This is a genomic window from Frankia sp. CcI49, assembly GCF_001983215.1.
GTDB lineage: Bacteria > Actinomycetota > Actinomycetes > Frankiales > Frankiaceae > Parafrankia > Parafrankia irregularis.
Genome location: NZ_MOWP01000027.1, coordinates 134,739 through 155,351, shown reverse-complemented (window position 1 = coordinate 155,351; position 20,613 = coordinate 134,739). Strand labels below are relative to the sequence as shown.

Here is a 20,613-nt window from a genome sequence, read left to right as displayed (position 1 = left end):
CTCAGCTCGGCCGCTGCGTGGTGTCGAAGCCACCGGTGCCCAGGCCGGGACGCGGCCGGCCGAGGCCGAACGGCCGGGTCTGCGTGCCCTGCGTGGGCAGGGGCAGTGTCCGCTCAGGAACCCCGCCGGCCGGCGCATCCGCCCCCGGCGCGCCGCCCGTGCCGCCCGTGGGGCCGGACGCCCCCCGTGCGCCCAGGGTGTCGTGCCCGCCGGGGAGGCCACCCGGGGGTGGTGCGTTCCAGCGCGGATGATGGAACGGCGCACGGGCCGCGTCCCGGGGCCAGACCGTCCAGGACGCACCGGACTGCCACTGGACGATCGGCACCTGGTGACCGACCTGCAGCCCGGTCGCCTCGTCGAGCCGGAAACGGCCCAGCAGGGTCGTCGTGTCCAGCCCTCGCGCGGCGGCGAGCAGCGCGGTGTCGCCGACGCCGCCGCAGCGGCGGATGCAGCGGCCGAGAATGAGCCCGGCGACGTACGCCCAGGCCGCGGTCTCCGTCGGAGCCACGTGATGCAGCGCGGTGAAGTCCGCGGAGAACTGGCGCGCGGTCGGCCCGGTTCCGGCCTCGGCGATGTCGTCCGGGGCCCAGCTCGCCGGGGCCAGCAGGCCCTCCCGCAGCGCGCCCAGCGTCGCGGTCGCCTCGGCGCTCACCGCGGTGGAGAACGCCGCGGCTCGCCACGAGCGACGCAGCAGGACGTTGGCGATCTCCAGCTCGTCCTCGGCGCCCGCGTGGACGATGAGGACGTCCGCCGGTGGCAGCGGCCGGGCGGCGGTGGCGCCCCGCCCGACGGGGAAGACGTTGGAGGTGACCTCGAAGCGCTGGGCGCGTGCCGCGGCCTTGCACACCGAGGTCAGCTCGACGGCCATCTCGCCGGAGGCCAGCAGCGCGACCCGGCGGGCCTGCCGGTCGACCGAGCGGATCGCCGCCAGCACTCCGCGTGGCCAGGTTGAGGCCGGTGCCGCCACGTTCACCACGTGGGGGAACGACTGGCGGACGAAGCGGGTGGACGCGGCGCCGGCGTTGAACACGAGCCGGCCGGTGGCGCCGAACGCCGCCGCCGCCGCCCGGGAGCCGACCGGGCCGAAGATCGCCGCCGGCTCGGCGGCTGCCGCCGAGCGCATCGCGCGGACCGGGTCAGGGTAGGCGTCGTAGGCCGTGACGGCGATCTCATCCCAGGGCGGTGGTAGCCGTTCGTCACGTGCCCAGAGCGTCATTCCCCGCAGCGTTGCCAGGCCACCGGCCGCGTCAGGGCCGGTCAGCGGCGTGACCAGCGCTACGGGAAGTGTTGTCGTCATTGGAAAAAGCCCGTGAGGTCAAGCACTCCTTCAGAATCGCACGGCCGCGGGCACCGCCGGGCCGGCGGTGCCCGCATAGCCTTCTCCATCTCACGGGCCACCGTCTCCGGACGCCGCGAGTCCGAGTCGACGGTGGAGAAGGCTCTAAGATCTGGTCCGGGGGTGGTGACGTCCGCCCTGGCGTCGACGACTGATTCGACGACTGATTCGACGGGTGAATCGACCGGTGAGGAGCGGCCTGGTGGCGAGGAACTCCGGCCGGGTCGGCGACCCTCCGCCGCCGCCTGAGCCGCTGGCCGTGCCCGCGGTCGACGCGCACTGCCATCTCGATCTGATGGACGCRTCGGTCGACGAGGCCATCGCCGCGGCACTCGCGGTCGGCATCACCCGGATGGTCACCGTCGGCATCGACCTGCCGACCAGCCGGTGGCAGGCTGAGATCGCGGCCGCTCATCCCGAGGTGCGCGCGGCCGTCGCGATCCATCCGAACGAGGCCGCGGCCGGGGTCGACGAGGCCACGTTCGAGGCACTCACCGCGCTTGCCCGCGCGGACGGCGTCGTCGCGGTCGGGGAGACCGGCCTGGACTACTACCGCACCCCGCCGGAGCAGCACGCGGCCCAGCAGGAGAGCTTCCGGCGGCACATCGCGATCGCCAAGGACACCGGCCGGGCACTGATGATCCACGATCGCGAGGCGCATGAGGACACACTGCGCATCCTGGCGGAGGAAGGCGCGCCGGAGCGGGTCGTGTTCCACGCCTTCTCCGGCGACGCGGAGATGGCCAAGGTCTGCGCCGACGCCGGCTATGTGATGTCCTTCGCGGGCAACGTCACGTTCAAGAACGCCGAGGCGCTGCGCGAGGCCGCCACGGTCGCCCCGCAGGATCTGCTGCTGGTGGAGACGGACGCGCCCTACCTCACCCCGGTCCCGTGGCGGGGCCGGCCGGGCGGGCCGTACCTCGTCCCGCTGACCCTGCGGCTGCTCGCGCAGACGCGCGGCACGGCGGTGGACGAGTTCGCCGCCGCGATCGCGGCCAACGCGGAACGGACCTTCGGACCCTGGTAGAGATCGAGGCGCTGCTCACGCCGGCCGACATCCGGGAGCTCGCGCAGTCACTGGACCTGCGGCCGACGAAGAAGCGCGGCCAGAACTTCCTGGTCGACCCGAACACCGTCCGCAGGCTTGTCCGCCTGGCCGAGATCGGCCCGGATGACGTGGCACTGGAGGTCGGGCCCGGGCTCGGCTCGCTCACGCTCGGCCTGGTCGCGCAGGCCGGCGCGGTGGTCGCGGTCGAGGTGGACCCGCTGCTCGCCGCGGCCCTGCCCGAGACGGCTGCGGCCCGGCTGCCGGCCGCGCTCGCGCAGCGGCTGCACGTCGTCGAGGCCGACGGTCTGCGGGTGCGGCCCGCGGACCTGCCCGCGGAGCTCGCCGCACCGACGGTGCTGGCGGCGAACCTGCCCTACAACGTCGCGGTGCCGCTGCTGCTCGGCCTGCTCGAACGGTTCCCGACGATCCAACGGGGCCTGGTCATGGTGCAGGCGGAGGTCGCGGACCGGCTCACCGCGTCACCGGGTGGGCGGATCTACGGGGTGCCGAGCGTGAAACTCGCCTGGTACGCCCACGCGCGCCCGGCCGGCGCGGTGCCCCGGCCGGTCTTCTGGCCGCAGCCGAACGTCGACTCGGGCCTGGTGGCCTTCACCCGCCGATCCGCACCGCCCGCCGACGCCGACCTGCGCGCCGAGGTGTTCGCCGCGGTGGATGCGGCCTTCGCGCAGCGGCGCAAGACACTGCGGACCGCACTGGTGCCGTGGGCGGGCTCCGCGCAACGAGCCGAGCAGCTGGCCCGGGCAGCCGGTGTCGACCCGGGGGCCCGTGGCGAGACGCTCGACGTCGAGGCTTTCGCCCGCCTCGCCCAGCAGGCCCGCGGCGACGACGACCAGAAACGCTAGCTGTCGACGCCGATGGCGCGGCGGGCGCCGGCCAGGACCGGGCGGGCCCGGTCGCGGGCCTTCTCCGCGCCGGCGGCGAGGATCGCGTCCAGCTCGCTGCCGGGGGCGACCAGCTCGTCGTACCGGGCCCGCAGCGGGGTCAGCCAGGCCTCCAGCGTCTCGTACAGGGCGTTCTTCAGCTCGCCCCAGCCGGTGCCGCCCTGCTCGAGGCGGACCCGCATGTCCTTGACGTCGTCCGGCGTCGCGAAGTTCTCGTAGATCTGGAAGGCCGCGGAGCTGTCCGGGTCCTTCGGCTCCTCGACGGGGGTGCTGTCGCTGACGATCCCGCGGACCAGCTTGCGCAGCCGTGACGGCGGTGCGAACAGCGGAATCGTGTTCCCGTACGACTTGCTCATCTTGCGGCCGTCGGTGCCGGGCATCGTCCGGGCACCGGTGCCGGCCGGGATCAGCGCCGTGGGGATCTTCAGGCTGTACTCGCTGCCGAAGAGGTGGTTGAACGAGCCGGCGATGTCCGCCGCGTACTCGACGTGCTGGACCTGGTCCTGCCCCACGGGGACCACGTCGGAGCCCATGATGAGGATGTCGACGGCCATCAGGATGGGGTAGTTGAACAGCCCCATGTTGACGCCGGCGTCCAGGTCGGCGGCGCCGCTCTCGGCGTTGCGGTCGCGTGCGGCCTTGTAGGCGTGAGCCCGGTTCATCAGGCCCTTGCCCGTGACGCAGGACAGGATCCAGGTGAGCTCGAAGATCTCCGGGACGTCGGACTGCTTGTAGAAGATCGTCTGTTCGGGGTCGAGGCCGAGCGTGATCCAGGTGGCCGCGACCGACCGGGTGTAGGCGGCGAACTCCGCCCTGTCCTTTATCGAGGTCAGGGCGTGGTAGTCGGCGATGAAGTAGATCGACTCGTAGGTCGCCGTGAGCTCCAGCGCGGGCCGGATCGCCCCGATGTAGTTGCCGAGGTGGGGTTCACCGGTCGGTTTGATCCCGGTCAGCGACACCCGGCGGCGATCCTGCGTCATGCTGCCTGATTCTACGGACAGCGGCCGACCGCCCCGGCAGCCGACATCTGATCGGCACCGGGGCGGCGGAAGGTGGGGACGACGGGAAAGCCGCCAGATCAGGCGTCTCCGCCGAACAGGCCGGTGACTGATCCGTCCTCGAACACGGCCTTGATCGCGGCGGCGATCAGCGGCGCGATCGACAGCTCGGTGATCTTGTCGATGCGCGCCTCGCTCGGCAGCGGCAGGGTGTTGGTGAGCACGACCTCGCTGATCTCGGAGTTCTTCAGCCGGTCGGCGGCGGGGCCGGACAGCACCCCGTGGGTCGCCGCCGCGATGACGTTGGTCGCGCCGTGCTCCTTGAGCGACTCGGCCGCCTTTGTGATCGTGCCGGCGGTGTCGATCATGTCGTCGACGATCACGCAGGTGCGCCCGTCGACCTCACCCACGACGTCGAACATCTTGACCTGGTTCGGGACGTCCGGGTCGCGGCGCTTGTGGATGATCGCCAGCGGGCAGCCGAGCCGGTCGGTCCACCGCTCGGCGACCCGGACCCGGCCCGAGTCCGGAGCCACGACCGTGACCTCCGAGGTGTCCAGCTTGTTCTCGATGTAGTCCGCCAGCAGCGGCAGCGCGAAGAGGTGGTCCACCGGCCCGTCGAAGAAGCCCTGGATCTGCGCGGTGTGCAGGTCGACGGACATCAGCCGGTGCGCGCCGGCGGCCTTGAACAGGTCGGCGACCAGCCGGGCGGAGATCGGCTCGCGCCCGCGGTGCTTCTTGTCCTGGCGGGCGTACGGGTAGAACGGGGCGACGACGGTGATGCGTTTGGCGCTCGCGCGCTTGAGCGCGTCCACCATGATCAGCTGCTCCATCAGCCAGGTGTTCACCGGTGCGCCATGACACTGGAGCACGAAGGCGTCGCAGCCGCGGACGGACTCCTCGAAGCGGACGAAGATCTCACCGCTGGCGAACTCGTAGGCGTTCGTCGGCACGGGCTCCACATCGAGAGCTCGGGCGACCTCCGCCGCGAGCTCGGGGTGGGAACGTCCCGCGAAGAGCATCAGGTTCCGACGGTTCTCGGTCTGGTATCCCACCGGTATCTCCTCAAGGCGCATGGCTGGTGGCTCGTACCTCTGGCAGGCGGCCTGGCAGGGGCGCTGGCGGACGGGGAAGCAATGTCGGCCGGGCCGCCCTCAGGGGACCGTCCGGTGGCCGCTGGGCGACACACCCGTGGCCGGGTGGCGCTCGTCGCGAGCCGGGACCTGGGCGACGCCGCCGCACGGTCAGGGCAGATCTACCCCCTCCGACCAGGCATCGCGCAGGGCTGGAGGGGGCTGCGTCGGGATCAGGCGGTCCCTTCGCGCCCCAGAGGTCGACCGTAAACCCTGGTCCGGCACAACTTTGACCAAACCTCTCCCACGTTCGACCCGTAACGGGGCAAATGCCAGTGAATGGAGGGGGTGAGGATTGCGCTGTGCTTCAACTCACGTTTCCGGGTTGCCGCTGGACGGCGCTCCTCGCGGCTTCGGCGGCGCGTGCCGCGGGGCTGTCGGGACGTCGGCGCAGCACCCAGTCGACGATCGTGCGCTGGCGCCCTTCCCGGACCGCCAGCGCACCGGGCGGGACATCCTCCCGGATGACGGAGCCGGCACCGGTGTAGGCGCCGTCGCCGACGGTGACGGGGGCTACCAGCATCGTGTCGCTGCCGATGCGGACGTCCGAGCCGATCACCGTCCGATGCTTGGCGACGCCGTCGTAGTTCACGAACACGGTGGTGCAGCCGATGTTGCTCCGCTCGCCGATCACCGCGTCCCCGACGTAGGCGAGGTGCGGAACCTTGCTGTCGGCGCCGATCTCGGCGGCCTTGGTCTCGACGAAGGCGCCGATCTTGCCGTTCCGGCCGAGCCGGGTGCCGGGGCGCAGGTGCGCGAACGGGCCCACGACGGCGTCTGGGCCCACCTCGGCGCGTTCCGTCACCGAACTGGTCACCCGGGCGCCCGCGCCGACCACCGTGTCGATGAGGGTGCAGTCCGGGCCGATCTCGGCACCGGTGGCGACCCTGGTGGCCCCGCGCAGACGGGTGTTCGGCCAGAGCGTCGTGTCGGGCTCCAGCCGGACGTCGGCGTCGATCCAGGTGGAGGCGGGGTCGACGACGGTGGTCCCGGCGAGCATCGCCGCGTTGACGATGCGATCGCGCAGGGCGAGGCCGGCCTCGCCGAGCTGCCGGCGGTCGTTGACACCGGCCGCCTCGGCCGCGTCCGCGAGCACATGTGCCGCCACGGGCTGGCTGTCCGCCACGAGCAGGCCGACCACGTCGGTGAGGTACTCCTCGCCCTGCGCGTTGTCGGTGGTGAGCCGCTTGAGCGCGCCGCGCAGCAGTTCGACGTCGAAGACGTACACGCCGGTGTTGATCTCGTTGATCGCCGCGGTGGCCGCATCCGCGTCGCGCTGCTCGACGATCTCCCGCACCCGGCCGCCGGGGCCGCGCACGATCCGGCCGTACCCGGTGGGGTCCGCGACCGCGGCGGTCAGGACCGTCGCCGCGGCGGCCGTCTCGTGGTGGTGTTCGACGAGGCCGGTGACCGCCTCGCGGGTCAGGAGCGGCACGTCACCCGGCAGCACGATCACCGGTGCGTCCGGCGGGAGATCGCCGAGTGCGCCGAGGGCGGCTCGCACGGCGTGCCCGGTGCCGCCCTGGTGCTCCTGCACCGCGGTGATCACGTGTGGCGCGCGGTCGGCGAGCATCGCCGTGACCTGCTCCCGCCCGTGGCCGACGACGACCACGGTGCGTTCGGCCTGGACCGGCGTGGCCGCGTGGAGCACGTGCTCGAGCAGGGTGCGCCCGGCGAGCCGGTGCAGGACCTTGGGCAGCTTCGAACGCATTCGCCGGCCTTCGCCCGCCGCGAGGACGATGACAGCGGCCGKACGTGGCTGAGTCACAGAAGCTCCCGCAATCTCGACGGAACCGGGCTGCGCCTGGCCTGCCTCGCCGATGGCCGAAGCGCACCGGCCGAACCGCACCGGTCGACCTGCACCGGCTCACTCGCGGAACGTGAGGCATCGACTGGCAGCCTACCGGGGCAGCACTCTACCCAGTGAACCTTTTCCGTAGTCGGCAGGGGACCTGCGGCGTCGCTGACCGTGACCGTGAGGCGGAAAAGGTTCAATGCACCTTTTCCATCGTCGGCTGGTACCCGCGGTACCGCTGACCGCCGACCGTGAGATGGAAAGGCTCGGGGTTGAGTGGGTCCATCTCCGGAACCGGGATCGTGTGAATGCGATATAGAAATCAGGCATTCAAATACAGGGATACACCTGGCGGGATATTGTGGCCCACGGGCCCGAAACATCCTGCTTCCCTCGTGCTCCGCCGCCACGACTCGAACGTGGACTAAGAGAACCAAAATCTCCTGTGCTGCCGATTACACTACGGCGGACCGTGAGGAAAGGGGCCGTTGGGAAAAGGCCGGCCAGTTCCGGCGCTAGTCTACCATCGCCGCGGCGATGGGAAGAAATATTCGCGGGTCTGGGCGTGCGTGCATGTGGTCTCGCCGGCCACGCGCCGCCGCGGCTGCGGCAGCGCGGTTCGAGTGTCTCCCGGTGGCCGACCGGAGTCGCCGCGGCCACTCCGGTCGGCCACGGCCCGTTATTGCCCTCGTGGCCCGCCGCCCTTCGCCTTCACCCGGTGCCCGGCCGGCTACACCTCGCCCGGCGGCATCCTAAGGACGCAAGGTGATGATCACATTGCGGGGGGTGTCAGGACCGACTGGTCGGGGAATCAGTGCTCGCGTAAAGAACGCGATCTGCCGCGCCGCGGTCCGGCACGTACCCGGTTGCACGGCCCGTTTGCGTGGCGGACGCCGTGAATGGGGCCGGCCGTCATCCAAGCGGGCTAACGTGGCGACTACAGGGTCGGCAGTGAGCGGCCCACCGCGACGGACGGGATGAAGCCGATGACCGCTGCCGACACGGTGAAAACTACTGAAAACAGGCCTCGGGGTGTGTCTGTCGCCGACGGTGACCAGCGCTCCGCGAGTGCCGGCCTACCTGCGCCGGAGCAGCCGGGGGAGCGCCACACCGCCATGCCGGGCTCGGCCGCCCGGGCACGCGGTGAACAGGTTGTGCTGCTGGCCACGATCCTGGTTCCGTTCGCCGCGCTTGTCGCGGCCGTTCCGTTGTTGTGGGGGCGCTGGATCTCCTGGCGTGACGTGGTGCTGGCGGCAGTGATGTACGCGATCACCGGCCACGGTGTCACGATTGGATTCCACCGGTATTTCACCCACCGCGGATTCAAGACCTCCCGGCCGGTGCGGGCAGCGCTGGCGATCGCCGGCAACATGGCTATTGAGGGCCCGGTGATCCGCTGGGTCGCGGACCACCGCCGCCATCATGCCTTCAGCGATGCCGAGGGCGACCCGCACTCGCCGTGGCGCTACGGCACCGGGCCGGTCGCGCTCGCCCGCGGGCTCTGGCACTCCCACATCGGCTGGCTTTTCGACGTTGAGCAGACCGATCAGCGCCGCTATGCTCCAGACCTTCTGGACGACCCGATGATTGTTCGGATCAGTCACTCCTTCGCCCTCTGCGCCTTTGTCAGCCTCGCGGTGCCCCCGCTTGTCGGCGGGTTGTGGGGTGGTTCGTTCGAGGCGGCCGTGCAGGCCTTCTTCTGGGCCTCGCTCGTCCGGGTGGCATTGCTGCACCACGTCACCTGGTCGGTGAACAGCATCTGCCATGTCCTGGGCTCGCGGCCCTACCGCTCGCGGGACCGTTCCGGCAATGTGTGGCCGCTGGCGCTGCTGTCCATGGGGGAGTCCTGGCACAACCTGCACCACGCCGAGCCGACCTCGGCCCGGCACGGCGTCCGGCCCTGGCAGGTCGACACCAGCTTCTACGGCATCAAGCTGCTCGAGACCCTGCGGCTGGTCTGGGACGTCCGCTGGCCTGATCCGGAGCGCCTGGCCGGCAAGCGGGTCTGACCGCGCCGGCCGGGCGGCGCGGCGCAGCCGCCTCGCGGGTCAGGAGCCGGGTCAGGAGCCCTCGATCCGCGAGGCCAGGGTCAGCCACTGCTCCTCGGTGGAGTCCTTCTGCGCTGTGACGGCCTGCAGCTCGGTGTTCAGGGCGAGGATGCGCCGGTGATCGGTGGCGGCCTCGGCCAGCGCGGTGTGCAGCTCCGACTCCTGGCGCTCGAGCTTCTCCAGGGCCCGCTCCAACCGGGACAGCTCCTTGCGGGCCGCCCGCAGCTCGCCGGAGGTCATGGCCGGAGCCGCCGGCGTGCTCGCCGCGGGCCCGGTCCGCGCGCCGGTCGCGGCCCCGGAGCCGTTCCCGGCGGACCGGTCGGTGGCGGTGGACCGTCCGGTGGCGCTCCCGCCGCCAGCCCCGGCCGCGCTCGGCGGCTGGCCCGGGGATCCGGCCGAGGCCTCGGCCGCCGCGCGCCTGGCCAGGTACTCCTCGATCCCGCCCGGCAGCATGGTGATCCGCCTGTCGCCCAGCAGCGCCATCACGACGTCGCAGGTGCGCTCCAGGAAGTACCGGTCGTGGCTGACGACCACGAGGGTCCCGGACCAGGAGTCCAGCAGGTCCTCGAGCGCGGTCAGCGTGTCGGTGTCGAGATCGTTCGTGGGCTCGTCCAGGAGCAGCACGTTCGGCCGCTCCATCAGCAGCCGCAGCAGCTGGAGGCGGCGCCGCTCGCCACCGGAGAGATCACGCACCCGGGTCCACTGCCGGCCCGACGGAAGGCCGAACTGCTCGAGCATCTGCCCGGCCGTCCGCTCCCGGCCGCGTTCCAACGTGAGGACCCGAGCGACCTGCTCGACGGCCTCCAGCGCCCGCAGCTCGCCCGGCAGCTCGGCCACCTCCTGGGACAGGGTCGCGACGCGCGCACTGGCACCCTGCCGGACCTGCCCGGAGTCCGGCCGCAACGCGCCGGTGAGCAGGCGCAGCAGCGAGGTCTTGCCGGCACCGTTGACACCGACCAGCCCGATCCGGTCGCCGGGCCCCAGCCGCCAGGTCACGTCGTGCAGCAGCTCACGGCCACCGACGGACAACGTGGCGTCCTCGACGTCGAAGACGTCCTTGCCCAGGCGTGCAGCGGCGAACGTGCGCAGCGCGAGGCTGTCGCGGGCTGGTGGCTCGTCGGCGATCAGCGCGTTGGCGGCCTCGATGCGGAACCGCGGCTTGCTGGTCCGGGCCGGCGGGCCACGGCGCAGCCAGGCCAGCTCCTTGCGGAGCAGGTTCTGCCGCCGGGCCTCGGTCGCGTCGGCCCGCCGGGCGCGTTCCGCCCGGGCCAGCACGTAGGCCGAGTAGCCGCCTTCGTAGGCGTCGACCCGCCCGTCCACGACCTCCCAGACGCGGTCGCAGACCTCGTCGAGGAACCAGCGGTCGTGGGTGGCGACGAGCAGGGCGCACCGCCGGGAGGCGAGGTGACGCGCGAGCCAGGCGACGCCCTCGACGTCGAGATGGTTGGTCGGCTCGTCCAGGATGAGCAGGTCGAGCTCCTGGACGAGCAGGCGGGCCAGCGCGACCCGCCGCCGTTCACCGCCGGACATCGTGGCGGTGCCCTCATCGAGCCGGTCGAGCAGCCCGAGGCCGGTGAGCACCGCCCGCTGCCGGGGGTCGGCCGCCCACACGTGGTCGGCCACGTCGCCGACGACCGCCGAACGGACGGTGCCGGCGGGCAGCGCGTCGGTCTGGGACAGTGCGCCGATCCGGGTGCCACCGGCGTGCACGACCCGGCCGGAGTCCGGCTGTGCCTCGCCGGAGAGGATGCGCAGCAGGGTGGACTTCCCGGCCCCGTTGCGGCCGACCACACCGATCCGCTCCCCGGTACCGAGCCCGAGGCTCACCCCGTCGAGCAGGACCCGCGTGCCGTGCGCGGCGGAAACCGTCTCCAGCGAGACGACGACAGCGCTCACGCCGGCCTCCGCGCCATCGCCACGCCTGTCACAGTCACGCCTGTCACAGTCACGCCGGTCACTGGCACACCTGTCACCGGCACGCGGGTCACCGTCACGCCGAGGCGGACGACGGGGGAAGCAGCTGGGCGCCCGCCACCGGCCCCTGCGCCCGCCGGACCGCCCGGGCGACCCCCATGCCGGCGAGGCTCGCCGCGAGCGACACGCTGGCGGCGGCGTCCCGCGCGAGGAAGGCGCAGGTCGGCCCGGAGCCACTCACGATCGCGCCGATCGCCCCGAGCTCGAGGCCGCTCTCCAGGACCCGCCGCAGTGACGGACGCAGCCGCAGCGCGGCCGGCTGCAGGTCGTTGACGAGCGCGGCGCCGAGCTCCTCGGGAGAACCGCTGCGCAGGGCGCTGAGCACCGCGTCGGCGGGCGTCGGGCCGGTCTGCAGCCGGCCCTCGGCCAGCCGGTCGAACTCGGCGTAGACAGCGGGGGTGGACAGCCCGCCGTCGGCGAGGGCGAACACCCAGTGGTACTCGCCACGCCCGAGGACGTCGGTCAGCTGCTCACCGCGGCCGGTGCCGAGCGCGGTCCCGCCGGCGAGCGGGAACGGGACGTCGCTGCCCAGCCGGGAGGCCAGCTCCACCAGGGTCGCACGGTCCAGGCCGGCTCCCCACAGGGCGTCGAAGGCGACCAGGGCCGCGGCCGCGTCCGCGCTGCCGCCGGCCATGCCGGCCGCCACGGGGATGCCCTTCGACAGGGTCAGATGGGCCGCTTCCCCGTGGATGCCGGCCGCCTCGGCGACGAGGTACGCGGCGCGGACGGCCAGGTTGTCCCGGCCGGTGGGCACCACCGAGATCGAGGACTCGGCTGGCGTGTCGCCGCCCGTCGGCGTGTCGTCGCCGTCGGCGCCCGCCGGGCTCGACGGCCGGGCGCCCTCGCCCGCGACACCGACCGTGACGATGATCGGGTCCTCGTCGGTGAAGGCGGGGCCGGAGCCATCCGGCCCGGCCAGCGACTCCGGCGGGATCGACGTCGCGGTGAGCTCGTCGTAGAGCGAGACGGCCTGCAGGATCGTCGTTACTTCGTGGTAGCCGTCGGCGCGCAGTGGGCCCACTCCGAGGTGCAGGTTGACCTTGGCGGGAGCGCGAACGGTGACGGTGGGTTGGGCGTGACCGGGTTCGGCGGTGCGTCGACCCGGATTCGATCGAGGCAGCGGACGCTCCTTGGCTCAGGCGTCGCTCGCGGCGAGCGCGCTCGGCGTGGCCGGTGGTGGTCACCAGGGCTTGCGCTCAACCTATCGGTCGCGGCGTCCGATCGGCTCCGCGCGCCGGGCGGACGTATTAGTCCGGTCCGGGCGGGTACCCGTCGGGTGCACAGCACGCGGGACATGGCAGGCCATGGCCGGTGATCGCGGACCACGACGGGTGTGCACCCGATGGTCCGGCCCGATGGCCCGGCCTGGTTCCCGGCGAGGTGCGGTCGGCCCGGGTGTTCCGGTCGGCCGGACGAGAGGAACCGTGACGCGGGAGGGGCAGCGATGACGACCACCACTCGGACCGAGGCCACAGCGGACTCGGGCCAGGACGCAGCGGCGGCGCGTGGGGGACCCGGGCAGACCTGGTCGGGGCATTCCGGGCAGTCGGCGTCCCAGGGGGCCCCGGCCGGTAGCGGGGACCGCTACGAAGGCCGCGGTAACGGCACCTCCGAGCGCTCGGGAGCGATGGCCAGGCGCACGTCCACCGAACTGGTGACGGCCCAGGGCCGGACGTCGATCTCGGACTCGGTCGTCCGCAAGATCGCCGGGGTGGCGACCCGGGAGGTCTCGGGCGTGCACGACCTCGGAACCGGCGGAACCCGTGCGATGGGCACGTTCAGATCCCGGCTGCCGGGCACCACTCCCAGCGTGTCGCAGGGGGTCGCGGTCGAGGTCGGTGAGCGGCAGGCGGCCGTCGACCTCGATGTGGTCTGCGAGTACGGGGTCTCGATCGTCGATCTCTCCCAGGCCGTCCGGCGCAACGTCGTCGACTCGATCGAGCAGATGACCGGCCTGGAGGTCACCGAGGTCAACATCGCCGTCGATGACGTCTATATCGGCGATGAGGAGCCGGAACAGGGCCCCCGAGTGCAGTGACCGCCACCGCCACCGCCATCACCAGCGCCGCCAGCGCCAGCGCCACCAGCGCCATCGCCGCCCCCGGTGCGGCCGCGGGCGCGCGGGCCCGGCCCACCACGGGTGCGGGTCGCGGATGGAGCACCGACCCGCGCGCGGTCGAGCGACAGGTGCGGGCGTGTCCGGACGTGATCCGGCTGGCCGGCAGCCCGGCCGAGGCGGTGCGGGTGCTACCGGACGCGGTCGTCGTCGCGGTGGTCTGCCGCTACGGCCCCACCATGACCGAGCTCGCGAACCAGGTCCGGTCGGCGGTTCTCATCGCGGCTCCGGAAACCCCACGGGTGGACGTGATGATCACCGATCTCGACGTCGACCTGCCGGGGTGGCCGTCCCCGGCCCCTGGTGCGCCGGCGTGCTCGGAGCCCGCCGGTCGGGGATCGCGGCCCGGAGCTCGGAGACCTGTAGGCCGCAGACCCGGAGTTCGGAGAGCTGAGGGTTTCGCCCATGCCGGTTCGGGCAGTTGACCGTCGCGGGCCCGGGGCGTCTGACGCGGCGGCGGAGCGGGCGCGGCTACAGGCCGCTCGGCGGCGCTTCGTTCTCGCGAACCACCCGGACCGCGGCGGTGACCCGGTGGCGTTCGCCCAGGGGCTGCGTGCGTTCGACGACGCTCGGCCGTCGCAGACCATCACCTTCTACCGCCGGCGGGGCGTGCTCCGCCGCAGCCTCGCGGCGCTCGCCCGCGTGCTGGCGCGGACGGGTGGCCGCTCGTGAACTGGAAGGTCATGAGCGCCCGGGTGAGACTTGGTGCCGACCCAACGTGCCGAGTCCGGCACTCGGCGAGCGGTCTCGCTGAGGTGAGCGGCCTCGGGGAACGGTGGCCAGTGAGCGGCGAGCCGTAGCCGTGAAAGTGAGCGGCGAGCCGTGGCCGTGAAGTCCTGCCAGGGCCGAGAGCCGAGGGTCGAGTCGGTGACGGTCGGTGACGTCTATGGGGAGGTGCCTGGATGCGATCGGGTGCGCTCGGGCTTGTCGCCGGGCTCGTCGCTGGTCTCGCGCTGGCGTTCGGGGGCTTCGGTGAGTTCCTCATCGTTCTGCTCTTCGGTGCGATCGGCCTGTTCGTCGGGAAGATCGTTGATGGTGACATCGATCTGAGTCGCCTTGAGTGGGTCCGCGCCCGGTCGGGTTCGGAACGCTCGGCCCGCTCGCCACGCGACGGGTTCGTCCGCGGCGAGCGCCGTCGGGGGCGGTCGTGAACATCAGGACCCCGGCCGGGGCCCGCCCAGGCTCGGTGCGGGTGGCGGAACGGGTGGTGGCGAAGATCGCCGCGATCGCCGCGGCCGAGGTCGAGGACGTCGCGGCCCCGCCGCCCCGCCTGGGGAGGAGGGGCCGTCTCAGGCGCTGGCCCGCGGCGTCGGTGAAGGTCGTCAACGGAGCGGTCCGGGTGTCGCTGACCTTGTCGGTCGTGTACCCGGCTCCGGTCGCGGCGACGGCCGAGGCGGTACGCAACCGGGTACGTGAGCGGGTCGCCGCACTGGCTGGTCTCCCCGTCGCGCACATCGACATCGAGGTGCCGATGCTGTGCGGGCCGGTCGGCGCCGGGGTGCGGGCGCACTGAGTGCCTCCGCCCGCCCGGGTCGTCCGCCCGCCCGCGGTGGCGACGTGTCGGGACGGCTACCGCCGGGCAGATCGAAGTGTGCTGGTCGTTCGCTCGGACCTCGGTTTCGTGATCGCGGAGCCGGCGTCGGCGGAGGCCCAGCAGCTGGACGGGGATCCCAGCGGCTGAGGGAGGCGCCATGCGGCCCGGTAACCGGGTTCTTGCCGCGCTCGTCGCGGCGCTGCTCGCGGCCGCCGGTGTGATCGCGGTCGTGGAGATCGTCGCCGCGTCCGGCGGGCGCGGGCCGGTGATCGTCGACTGGCCCGCCTGGTCGGCCCACCTCACCGCCTGGGCGTGGTCGTCCGGTGCGGCCCGCTTCTGGGGCGTGCTGCTCGCGCTCGTCGGCCTCGGCCTGCTCCTGCTCGGCTCCCGGGCTGGCGGGAGGCCCCGGTTCCAGGCCCGTCCGACCACCTCCGGTGCGTCCGGCGCGTCGTCGTCTCGCGCGTCGTCCCCCGGTGCGTCCGTGTCCGGTGCGTGCGCGTCCGGTGCGGCGGCGGAGGTGGCCGTGTACGTGCCTCGCAGTGCCCTCGCCCGAGCACTTCGCGCCACGGCACTGGCGACCGACGGGATCACCTCCGTGTCGGTGCGGGTGAGGCGCCGCCGCGCGGTGGTCCGTCCACGGCTGCGGGGGCGGACGTCCGTCGGCGCGGTGACGGAGGTCCGGGCACGGCTCGCGCGCACGATCGAGTCCTTCGAGCTGCGACGTCCGCCGCGGCTCGTGGTGGAGCCGGCCGTCGGCGGGCGGCCGCGACGACTTCGGCGGGGCGGCCGGGGGATCCTGCCCGACGGTGCCGCGGGGGCCCCGACCGGCTGGGGGACGTCCGCGGCCAGGCGCCGGGTCGCCGGCGGCGTCCACGCACAGGACGTCCACGCACAGGACGTCCACGTGGCGGGTGACGGGGCTGCGGGTGGCGAGGGCGTGGGTGGTGCGGCCGCCGCACAGGACGCCCTGGGGGCGCGGGAGCGACAGCGGTGAGGCCCGGTGGGCGTGGAGCTGGCGCCAGTGGCGGCGGAGGCGTCGGCGCTGGGCGCCACGCAGGCGTCGCCGGGCTGCGGCGACGCCGGTACCGGCCGGCGGTGGAGCGCTGGAACAGTGTCCTGCTGGGGCTGCTCGGCCTGCTTCTGCTCGGTGCCGGTGTGGTCGTCCTCCTGGCCGGATTCGGTGTGTTCGGCACGGCCTTCGCCGACCAGGCGGTGCTCAGCCCTGACACCAGATCCTTCGCGGCCCGGCATGGCTGGTTCTGGCCAGCTGTGGGCACGGCGGCCGGGCTTCTCGCACTGGGCGCGCTCGGCTGGCTGTGCGTTCAGCTCAGAACCGGCCGGCCGCGTGGGCTCCAGATCACCGATGACGTGGTCGGTGGTGTCCATGTGGGCAGCGCCGCGCTGACCGACGCCGTCGCGGACGATCTGCTGCAGAACCCGGTGGTGCGAGCTGCCCGGGTGGACCTTCGGGGGGGTCCGCGGCGGCCGGTGCTGCAGATGGCCGTCGAGGCGGAGGCCGGCGCGGACGCCCGTGCGGTGCGTTCCGACGTCGAGGGTCGCGTCCTGCCGCACGCACAGCGCGCGCTGGGGCGTCCGGACCTGGCGGCCGAGGTCGAGCTCGGGGTGTACGCTGCACCGCCGGCCCGGGTGCTCTGATGCCTGCTTCTCGGGCGGGTCGGTCACACTGCGGCGGGTCGGTCACACTGTCCGTCGGGTGGACCGTTCAATAGGTGAGACTGTCCTGGGCGACACGACACCCGTCAGGAGTTGACGGCAGTGCGTCCGGTACTGTTGAGAACCGCGTCCTTCGCGGTCTCGCCGTCCGGCACTGATCCATCACTGTGCGAGCTGGCGCTGTGTGAAGAGCACAGTGTGAGCTGGCACTGTGCGGGATTGTCCCGACGGCGCCGAGTTATCAGTTGTTGAAAGGATGAGCGCCCCCATGTCCGAGGTCCGCATCGCCGCGGAGCCGCGCACCGAGTTCGGGAAGGGCGGGGCTCGTCGCACCCGCCGGGCCGGCAAGGTCCCGGCTGTTCTCTACGGTCACGGCCAGCCGCCGCGCCACATCGCGCTGCCCGCCCACGATCTGCTGCACGCGTTCAAGACCGACGCCGGTACCAACGTCCTGCTGACGCTGGAGATCTCGGGTAGCACCGAGCTCGCCCTCCCCAAGGAGGTGCAGCGCCACCCGATCCGCGGCAGCTACGAGCACGTCGATCTCGTCCTGGTGAACCGCGGTGAGCGGGTCACGGTCGAGGTCGCGGTCACCCTCGTCGGTGACGCCCACCCCGACACCCTGGTCGACCAGCAGGTCACCGCGCTCGCCGTCAAGGCGGACGCGACTGCGCTGCCCGGCCCGATCGAGGTCGACATCACCGGTCTCGAGCCGGGGCACGGCATCGCCGCCTCCCAGCTCGAGCTGCCGCGCGGCGTCGAGCTCGAAGCTGACGCCGAGCTGGTCATCGTTCAGGGGCTGGCCAAGAAGACGGCGGCCCAGGTCGAGGCCGACCTCGGTGAGACCGCCGAGACCGCCGAGGGTGCCGAGACCGCCGAAGCCGCCGCGTCGGCCTGAGCCTGAGCCGTTCGGCGAACCACGTGGACGTTTCCGCCGACGACGGGCCCTGGCTCGTCGTCGGCCTCGGCAATCCTGGGCCCGGTTATGCCGGGAACCGGCACAACGTCGGGTTCATGGTGGTGGACCTGCTGGCCGAGCGCACCGGTGCTCGGCTGCGATCCCACCGCTCCCGCGCCGATGTGGACCAGGTGCGCCTCGCCGGTCGTCCGGCGGTGCTCGCCAGGCCCCGGACGTTCATGAACGTCTCGGGGCCTCCGGCGGCTGCCCTGCGGGCCTTCTACAAGGTGGACGTCGCGCACGTGATCGTCGTGCACGACGAGCTGGACATCCCGTTCGGCGCCATCCGACTCAAGCGCGGAGGCGGGGACAACGGCCACAACGGTCTCCGGTCGATCACCTCGGCGCTGGGCTCGCGTGACTATCTCCGGGTGCGGGTCGGTATCGGCCGTCCGCCTGGCCGGATGGACCCGGCGGACTTCGTGCTCCGTGACTTCAGCACGGTCGAGCGCAAGGAACTTCCGCTGCTCGTCGACAGCGCGGCGGATGCTGTCGAGTCACTGCTCTCCGAGGAGCTCTCCGCGGTCCAGAACCGTTTCCACGCCAGCTGACCGGTACGGCGCAGGCAGGGCGAATGCGCCGTGCGCCAACCATGTTCGCCCGCTGGGCATCCGGGTAAGTTGGCGGGGTGCTGCGTGACCAGAGCCCTCGATGCTCGCACTGACGCCCGGGCGCCCGCTCTCGGGCGACTCCTACACCGTCGTCGCGCTCGGCGCGCACGCCGATGACGTGGAGATCGGCGCCGGTGGCACGATCGCCCAGATGATCGCCTCTCGCCCGGGGACCATGGTCCACTGGGTGGTCTTCTCCGGCGGCGGCGAGCGGGGCTCCGAGGCCGAGGCCAGTGCCCGTGAGCTGCTCGGCTCGTCGCTGGGCTCGCTGCACCTGCACGAGGTTCGAGACGGGTTCCTGCCCCGCGAGTGGAGCGGGGTGAAGGAGATGCTGCTCCAGATCGCCCGCCAGATCACGCCGGACGTCGTTTTCGCGCCCTCACTGAGCGATGCCCATCAGGACCATCGCATGCTGGCCGAACTGGCCTGGCAGGCTTTCCGGGGCGCGCTGATCCTCGGCTATGAGATCCCGAAGTGGGAGGGCGACCGGGGCACGCCCACTCTCTACGTGCCGGTGTCCGAGTCGGTGGTCGCGGCCAAGGTCGAGCACCTGCAGCGGCATTTCCGCAGCCAGCACGACCGGGTCTGGTTCGACGAGGAGACCTTTCGCGCCACCATGCGGCTGCGGGGCGTGGAGTGCGGCAGCCGCTACGCCGAGGCCTTCGACGCGCGCAAGCTGACGCTCCTGTGGTGATGACCGGCCGGTGATGACCGGCGGCTAGCCACCCGGCAAGCACGAAAGCTGGCCACCCGGCACCTGCGAGGTGTGGGGGATTTCGGTCGTTCCAACGACCAGAATCCTCGAGTCCTGCCAGGTGGCAACGGCGGCCCGAGGTCACGGTTCGAAGATCTGAGGATCTGCGTCGTCCCACCGACCAGAATCCTCAGATCTCGCTGCTGGCAACTGTGGAAAAAGTGGCAACGGTCGCCCGGAGCTCGGGATCCGCTGGGGCTACCGGGGTGTCGCGGGGCTACCGGGGTGTCGCGGCCGGCTGGCCCGGCGCCGTGGCCGAGGCCGCGTGATGCTGATCGGCCAGCATGCTCCGGAGGCGGCCGATGAGCGTCGCATGATCAAGCTCTCGCAGGACGAAGTCGCGGCCCGCGGTGCCGACCTCGGCGGCCAGCCACGGGTTCTCCAACAGGCCGCAGACCGCGTCGGCGAACGCGGCCGGGTCGTCCGCGACGAGCAGGTGCTCACCCGCGCGCCAGCCGAGGCCACGGCTGCCCGTCGGCGTGCTCACGACCGGTGTGCCGACCGACATCGCCTCGATCGCCTTGATGTTGACACCGGACCCGGACTGCATCGGGTTCACCGACACCGTGGCGCCGGCGACATAGCCGAGGACGCTCGGCACGTCGGTGTGCAGCTCGACACCGTCGAAACCGCCGAGCCACTGTGCCAGGCCCTCTTCGGGGCGCCGCCCGACGACCTGCAGGATCGCCTCGGGGTGGCGCTGGCGGATCGTCGGCCAGCAGCCCCCGAGGAACCACCGCAGCGCCTCGATGTTCGTGGGCGTGTCCAGCGAGCCGACGAACACCGCGGTGGTCCCCGCCCGCTCGATGCCCGCGAGCCCGCCCGCCGCCCGCACACCCGCGACCGTGCTGGCCGGCAGGAACGGTGGCAGATGGTACGTCGGGACGCTCGCCCGTGGCCGGCGCCATTCGTGGTCCTCGACCGAGATGTCGGCGATGGCGTTGATGAGCGGCGAGTGGTGCATCTCCTGCTCGGCCAGCCGGAGGCGGTGGTACTCCAGCTCGTAGGCGACCGCGCGGGGCCCGCTGGAGCTCCGGGCGAGGACGTGGAAGAACTCCGAGTCGATGTTGTGCGCGCGCACCAGGTGCGGAAGACGCCAGATGCGTGCGATCTCCTCGCCCAGATGCGACGTCCGGCAGCTGTAGCTGATGACGAAGTCCGCTCGGGGCGGCGTCTGCTGCAGGGCCTTGCGCAACGGCCCGACGGGGCGCGACGCGTGGATGAAGGGCCGCGGGGACAGGTGCGCGAGGGGACTGTCGTCCCGGGGAAGCCGGATGACGGCCGCGCCGGGGACGGCCTCCTCATAGGCGGCGATATCGAGGTCGGTACGGGACGGCACCAGGACCTGCATCCGGATACCGGCCGCCGAGGCCGCGGTGAGGAAGCTGAATGTCTCCACACGCCCACCGGCATCCGCGGGCAGGAAGGGCTCCTCGACCACGACGATCCAGCGTTCGGAGTCGCTCATCCCAGCAACTGTAGCCCGTTGGTCCCGCGCCGCCGCCGACCGGTCCACGAACGGCGGGCCGGGGCGTCGCCGCCCGCGCCCGCGCCGTCGTGGGGGACCGGCCCGTGCGGGGCCGGCTGGTGGGACCTGCTGGCGGGACCGGCTCGCGGCCGACTGGCACTTTGGTACCACCGGACCCCGGCCGGATTGGCAGATGCCCGCGCCGAAAGTCCCGCGCGCCAGGGCCCGTGGGACAAGTCCGGTGCGGCCCGTGGCGGAATGCGG

General features: G+C 72.5%; 20 protein-coding genes and 1 tRNA gene. 13 read left to right on the top strand and 8 right to left on the bottom strand.

From position 1 onward, the window contains the following. Position 1: 1 nt before the first annotated feature. Positions 2–1,297 (bottom strand): ABC transporter substrate-binding protein, encoded by a 1,296-nt coding sequence (locus CcI49_RS24295; protein ID WP_076829566.1) that lies wholly within the window; start codon positions 1,295–1,297, stop codon positions 2–4. Positions 1,298–1,538: 241 nt separating this feature from the next. On the opposite strand from CcI49_RS24295, the gene CcI49_RS24290 reads away from it, so the two are divergent. Both CcI49_RS24290 and rsmA read left to right on the top strand, forming a co-directional pair. After that, positions 1,539–2,363 (top strand): TatD family hydrolase, encoded by an 825-nt coding sequence (locus CcI49_RS24290; RefSeq protein ID WP_054565277.1) that lies wholly within the window; start codon positions 1,539–1,541, stop codon positions 2,361–2,363. A 56-nt stretch (positions 2,364–2,419) separates the two neighbouring features. Continuing rightward, positions 2,420–3,247, top strand: coding sequence for a 16S rRNA (adenine(1518)-N(6)/adenine(1519)-N(6))-dimethyltransferase RsmA (rsmA, locus tag CcI49_RS24285; protein ID WP_304438426.1), 828 nt, complete (start codon positions 2,420–2,422; stop codon positions 3,245–3,247). Here rsmA and CcI49_RS24280 read toward each other — a convergent pair. The 4 genes from CcI49_RS24280 to CcI49_RS24265 all read right to left on the bottom strand — a co-directional run bounded on the left by CcI49_RS24280 (position 3,244) and on the right by CcI49_RS24265 (position 7,682). Beyond that, the gene (locus tag CcI49_RS24280; protein WP_054565276.1) at positions 3,244–4,266 is read right to left on the bottom strand and encodes a tryptophan--tRNA ligase; all 1,023 of its coding nucleotides are present in this window, start codon (positions 4,264–4,266) and stop codon (positions 3,244–3,246) included. The genes rsmA and CcI49_RS24280 overlap by 4 nt on opposite strands. 98 nt (positions 4,267–4,364) lie before the next feature. Next, positions 4,365–5,339: a ribose-phosphate diphosphokinase gene (locus CcI49_RS24275; protein WP_006543152.1), complete on the bottom strand. Its 975-nt coding sequence runs from the start codon at positions 5,337–5,339 to the stop codon at positions 4,365–4,367. A 385-nt stretch (positions 5,340–5,724) separates the two neighbouring features. After that, the gene (gene glmU / locus CcI49_RS24270) at positions 5,725–7,185 is read right to left on the bottom strand and encodes a bifunctional UDP-N-acetylglucosamine diphosphorylase/glucosamine-1-phosphate N-acetyltransferase GlmU (protein ID WP_076829806.1); all 1,461 of its coding nucleotides are present in this window, start codon (positions 7,183–7,185) and stop codon (positions 5,725–5,727) included. A gap of 425 nt (positions 7,186–7,610) precedes the next feature. Continuing rightward, positions 7,611–7,682, bottom strand: a tRNA-Gln gene (locus tag CcI49_RS24265). Positions 7,683–8,198: 516 nt separating this feature from the next. Here CcI49_RS24265 and CcI49_RS24260 point away from each other — a divergent pair. After that, positions 8,199–9,221 carry a fatty acid desaturase gene (locus CcI49_RS24260; RefSeq protein WP_054565507.1) on the top strand — a complete coding sequence of 341 codons (1,023 nt, stop codon included), beginning with the start codon at positions 8,199–8,201 and terminating at the stop codon, positions 9,219–9,221. Positions 9,222–9,272: 51 nt separating this feature from the next. Here the strand turns inward: CcI49_RS24260 and CcI49_RS24255 are convergent, their stop codons facing one another. Continuing rightward, complete coding sequence (locus CcI49_RS24255; RefSeq protein WP_076829563.1) at positions 9,273–11,156, bottom strand: ABC-F family ATP-binding cassette domain-containing protein; 1,884 nt, start codon at positions 11,154–11,156, stop codon at positions 9,273–9,275. A gap of 94 nt (positions 11,157–11,250) precedes the next feature. Beyond that, complete coding sequence (locus tag CcI49_RS24250; RefSeq protein WP_076829560.1) at positions 11,251–12,354, bottom strand: 4-(cytidine 5'-diphospho)-2-C-methyl-D-erythritol kinase; 1,104 nt, start codon at positions 12,352–12,354, stop codon at positions 11,251–11,253. Between the two features lie 324 nt (positions 12,355–12,678). On the opposite strand from CcI49_RS24250, the gene CcI49_RS24245 reads away from it, so the two are divergent. The 10 genes from CcI49_RS24245 (at position 12,679) to CcI49_RS24200 (ending at position 18,821) form a co-directional block, all read left to right on the top strand. Then, the gene (locus CcI49_RS24245; protein ID WP_054565273.1) at positions 12,679–13,272 is read left to right on the top strand and encodes an Asp23/Gls24 family envelope stress response protein; all 594 of its coding nucleotides are present in this window, start codon (positions 12,679–12,681) and stop codon (positions 13,270–13,272) included. Beyond that, the gene (locus tag CcI49_RS24240) at positions 13,269–13,775 is read left to right on the top strand and encodes a hypothetical protein (protein WP_076829557.1); all 507 of its coding nucleotides are present in this window, start codon (positions 13,269–13,271) and stop codon (positions 13,773–13,775) included. The genes CcI49_RS24245 and CcI49_RS24240 overlap by 4 nt, the downstream gene beginning before the upstream one ends. Then, complete coding sequence (locus tag CcI49_RS24235; protein WP_076829554.1) at positions 13,756–14,022, top strand: hypothetical protein; 267 nt, start codon at positions 13,756–13,758, stop codon at positions 14,020–14,022. The genes CcI49_RS24240 and CcI49_RS24235 overlap by 20 nt, the downstream gene beginning before the upstream one ends. Before the next feature lie 230 nt (positions 14,023–14,252). Beyond that, positions 14,253–14,501, top strand: coding sequence for a DUF2273 domain-containing protein (locus CcI49_RS24230; RefSeq protein WP_054565270.1), 249 nt, complete (start codon positions 14,253–14,255; stop codon positions 14,499–14,501). After that, positions 14,498–14,863, top strand: coding sequence for an Asp23/Gls24 family envelope stress response protein (locus tag CcI49_RS24225; RefSeq protein WP_076829551.1), 366 nt, complete (start codon positions 14,498–14,500; stop codon positions 14,861–14,863). Before CcI49_RS24230 ends, CcI49_RS24225 begins: the two co-directional genes overlap by 4 nt. Positions 14,864–15,041: 178 nt before the next feature. After that, positions 15,042–15,878 carry a DUF6286 domain-containing protein gene (locus CcI49_RS42180; protein WP_076829548.1) on the top strand — a complete coding sequence of 279 codons (837 nt, stop codon included), beginning with the start codon at positions 15,042–15,044 and terminating at the stop codon, positions 15,876–15,878. Next, a complete protein-coding gene (locus CcI49_RS24215; RefSeq protein ID WP_241840212.1) occupies positions 15,875–16,540 on the top strand; it encodes an alkaline shock response membrane anchor protein AmaP in 666 nt (221 codons plus the stop codon). The genes CcI49_RS42180 and CcI49_RS24215 overlap by 4 nt, the downstream gene beginning before the upstream one ends. Before the next feature lie 286 nt (positions 16,541–16,826). Then, positions 16,827–17,456 carry a 50S ribosomal protein L25/general stress protein Ctc gene (locus tag CcI49_RS24210; protein ID WP_054565266.1) on the top strand — a complete coding sequence of 210 codons (630 nt, stop codon included), beginning with the start codon at positions 16,827–16,829 and terminating at the stop codon, positions 17,454–17,456. Between the two features lie 23 nt (positions 17,457–17,479). Further along, positions 17,480–18,067, top strand: a complete 588-nt coding sequence (gene pth / locus CcI49_RS24205) for an aminoacyl-tRNA hydrolase (RefSeq protein WP_054565265.1) — start codon at positions 17,480–17,482, stop codon at positions 18,065–18,067. Positions 18,068–18,167: 100 nt separating this feature from the next. Beyond that, positions 18,168–18,821: a PIG-L deacetylase family protein gene (locus CcI49_RS24200; protein WP_054565264.1), complete on the top strand. Its 654-nt coding sequence runs from the start codon at positions 18,168–18,170 to the stop codon at positions 18,819–18,821. Between the two features lie 277 nt (positions 18,822–19,098). On the opposite strand, the gene CcI49_RS24195 is transcribed toward CcI49_RS24200, so the two are convergent. Then, entirely contained in the window at positions 19,099–20,349 is a 1,251-nt protein-coding gene (locus tag CcI49_RS24195; protein WP_054565263.1) for a glycosyltransferase, read from the bottom strand. Between the last annotated feature and the right edge of the window lie 264 nt (positions 20,350–20,613).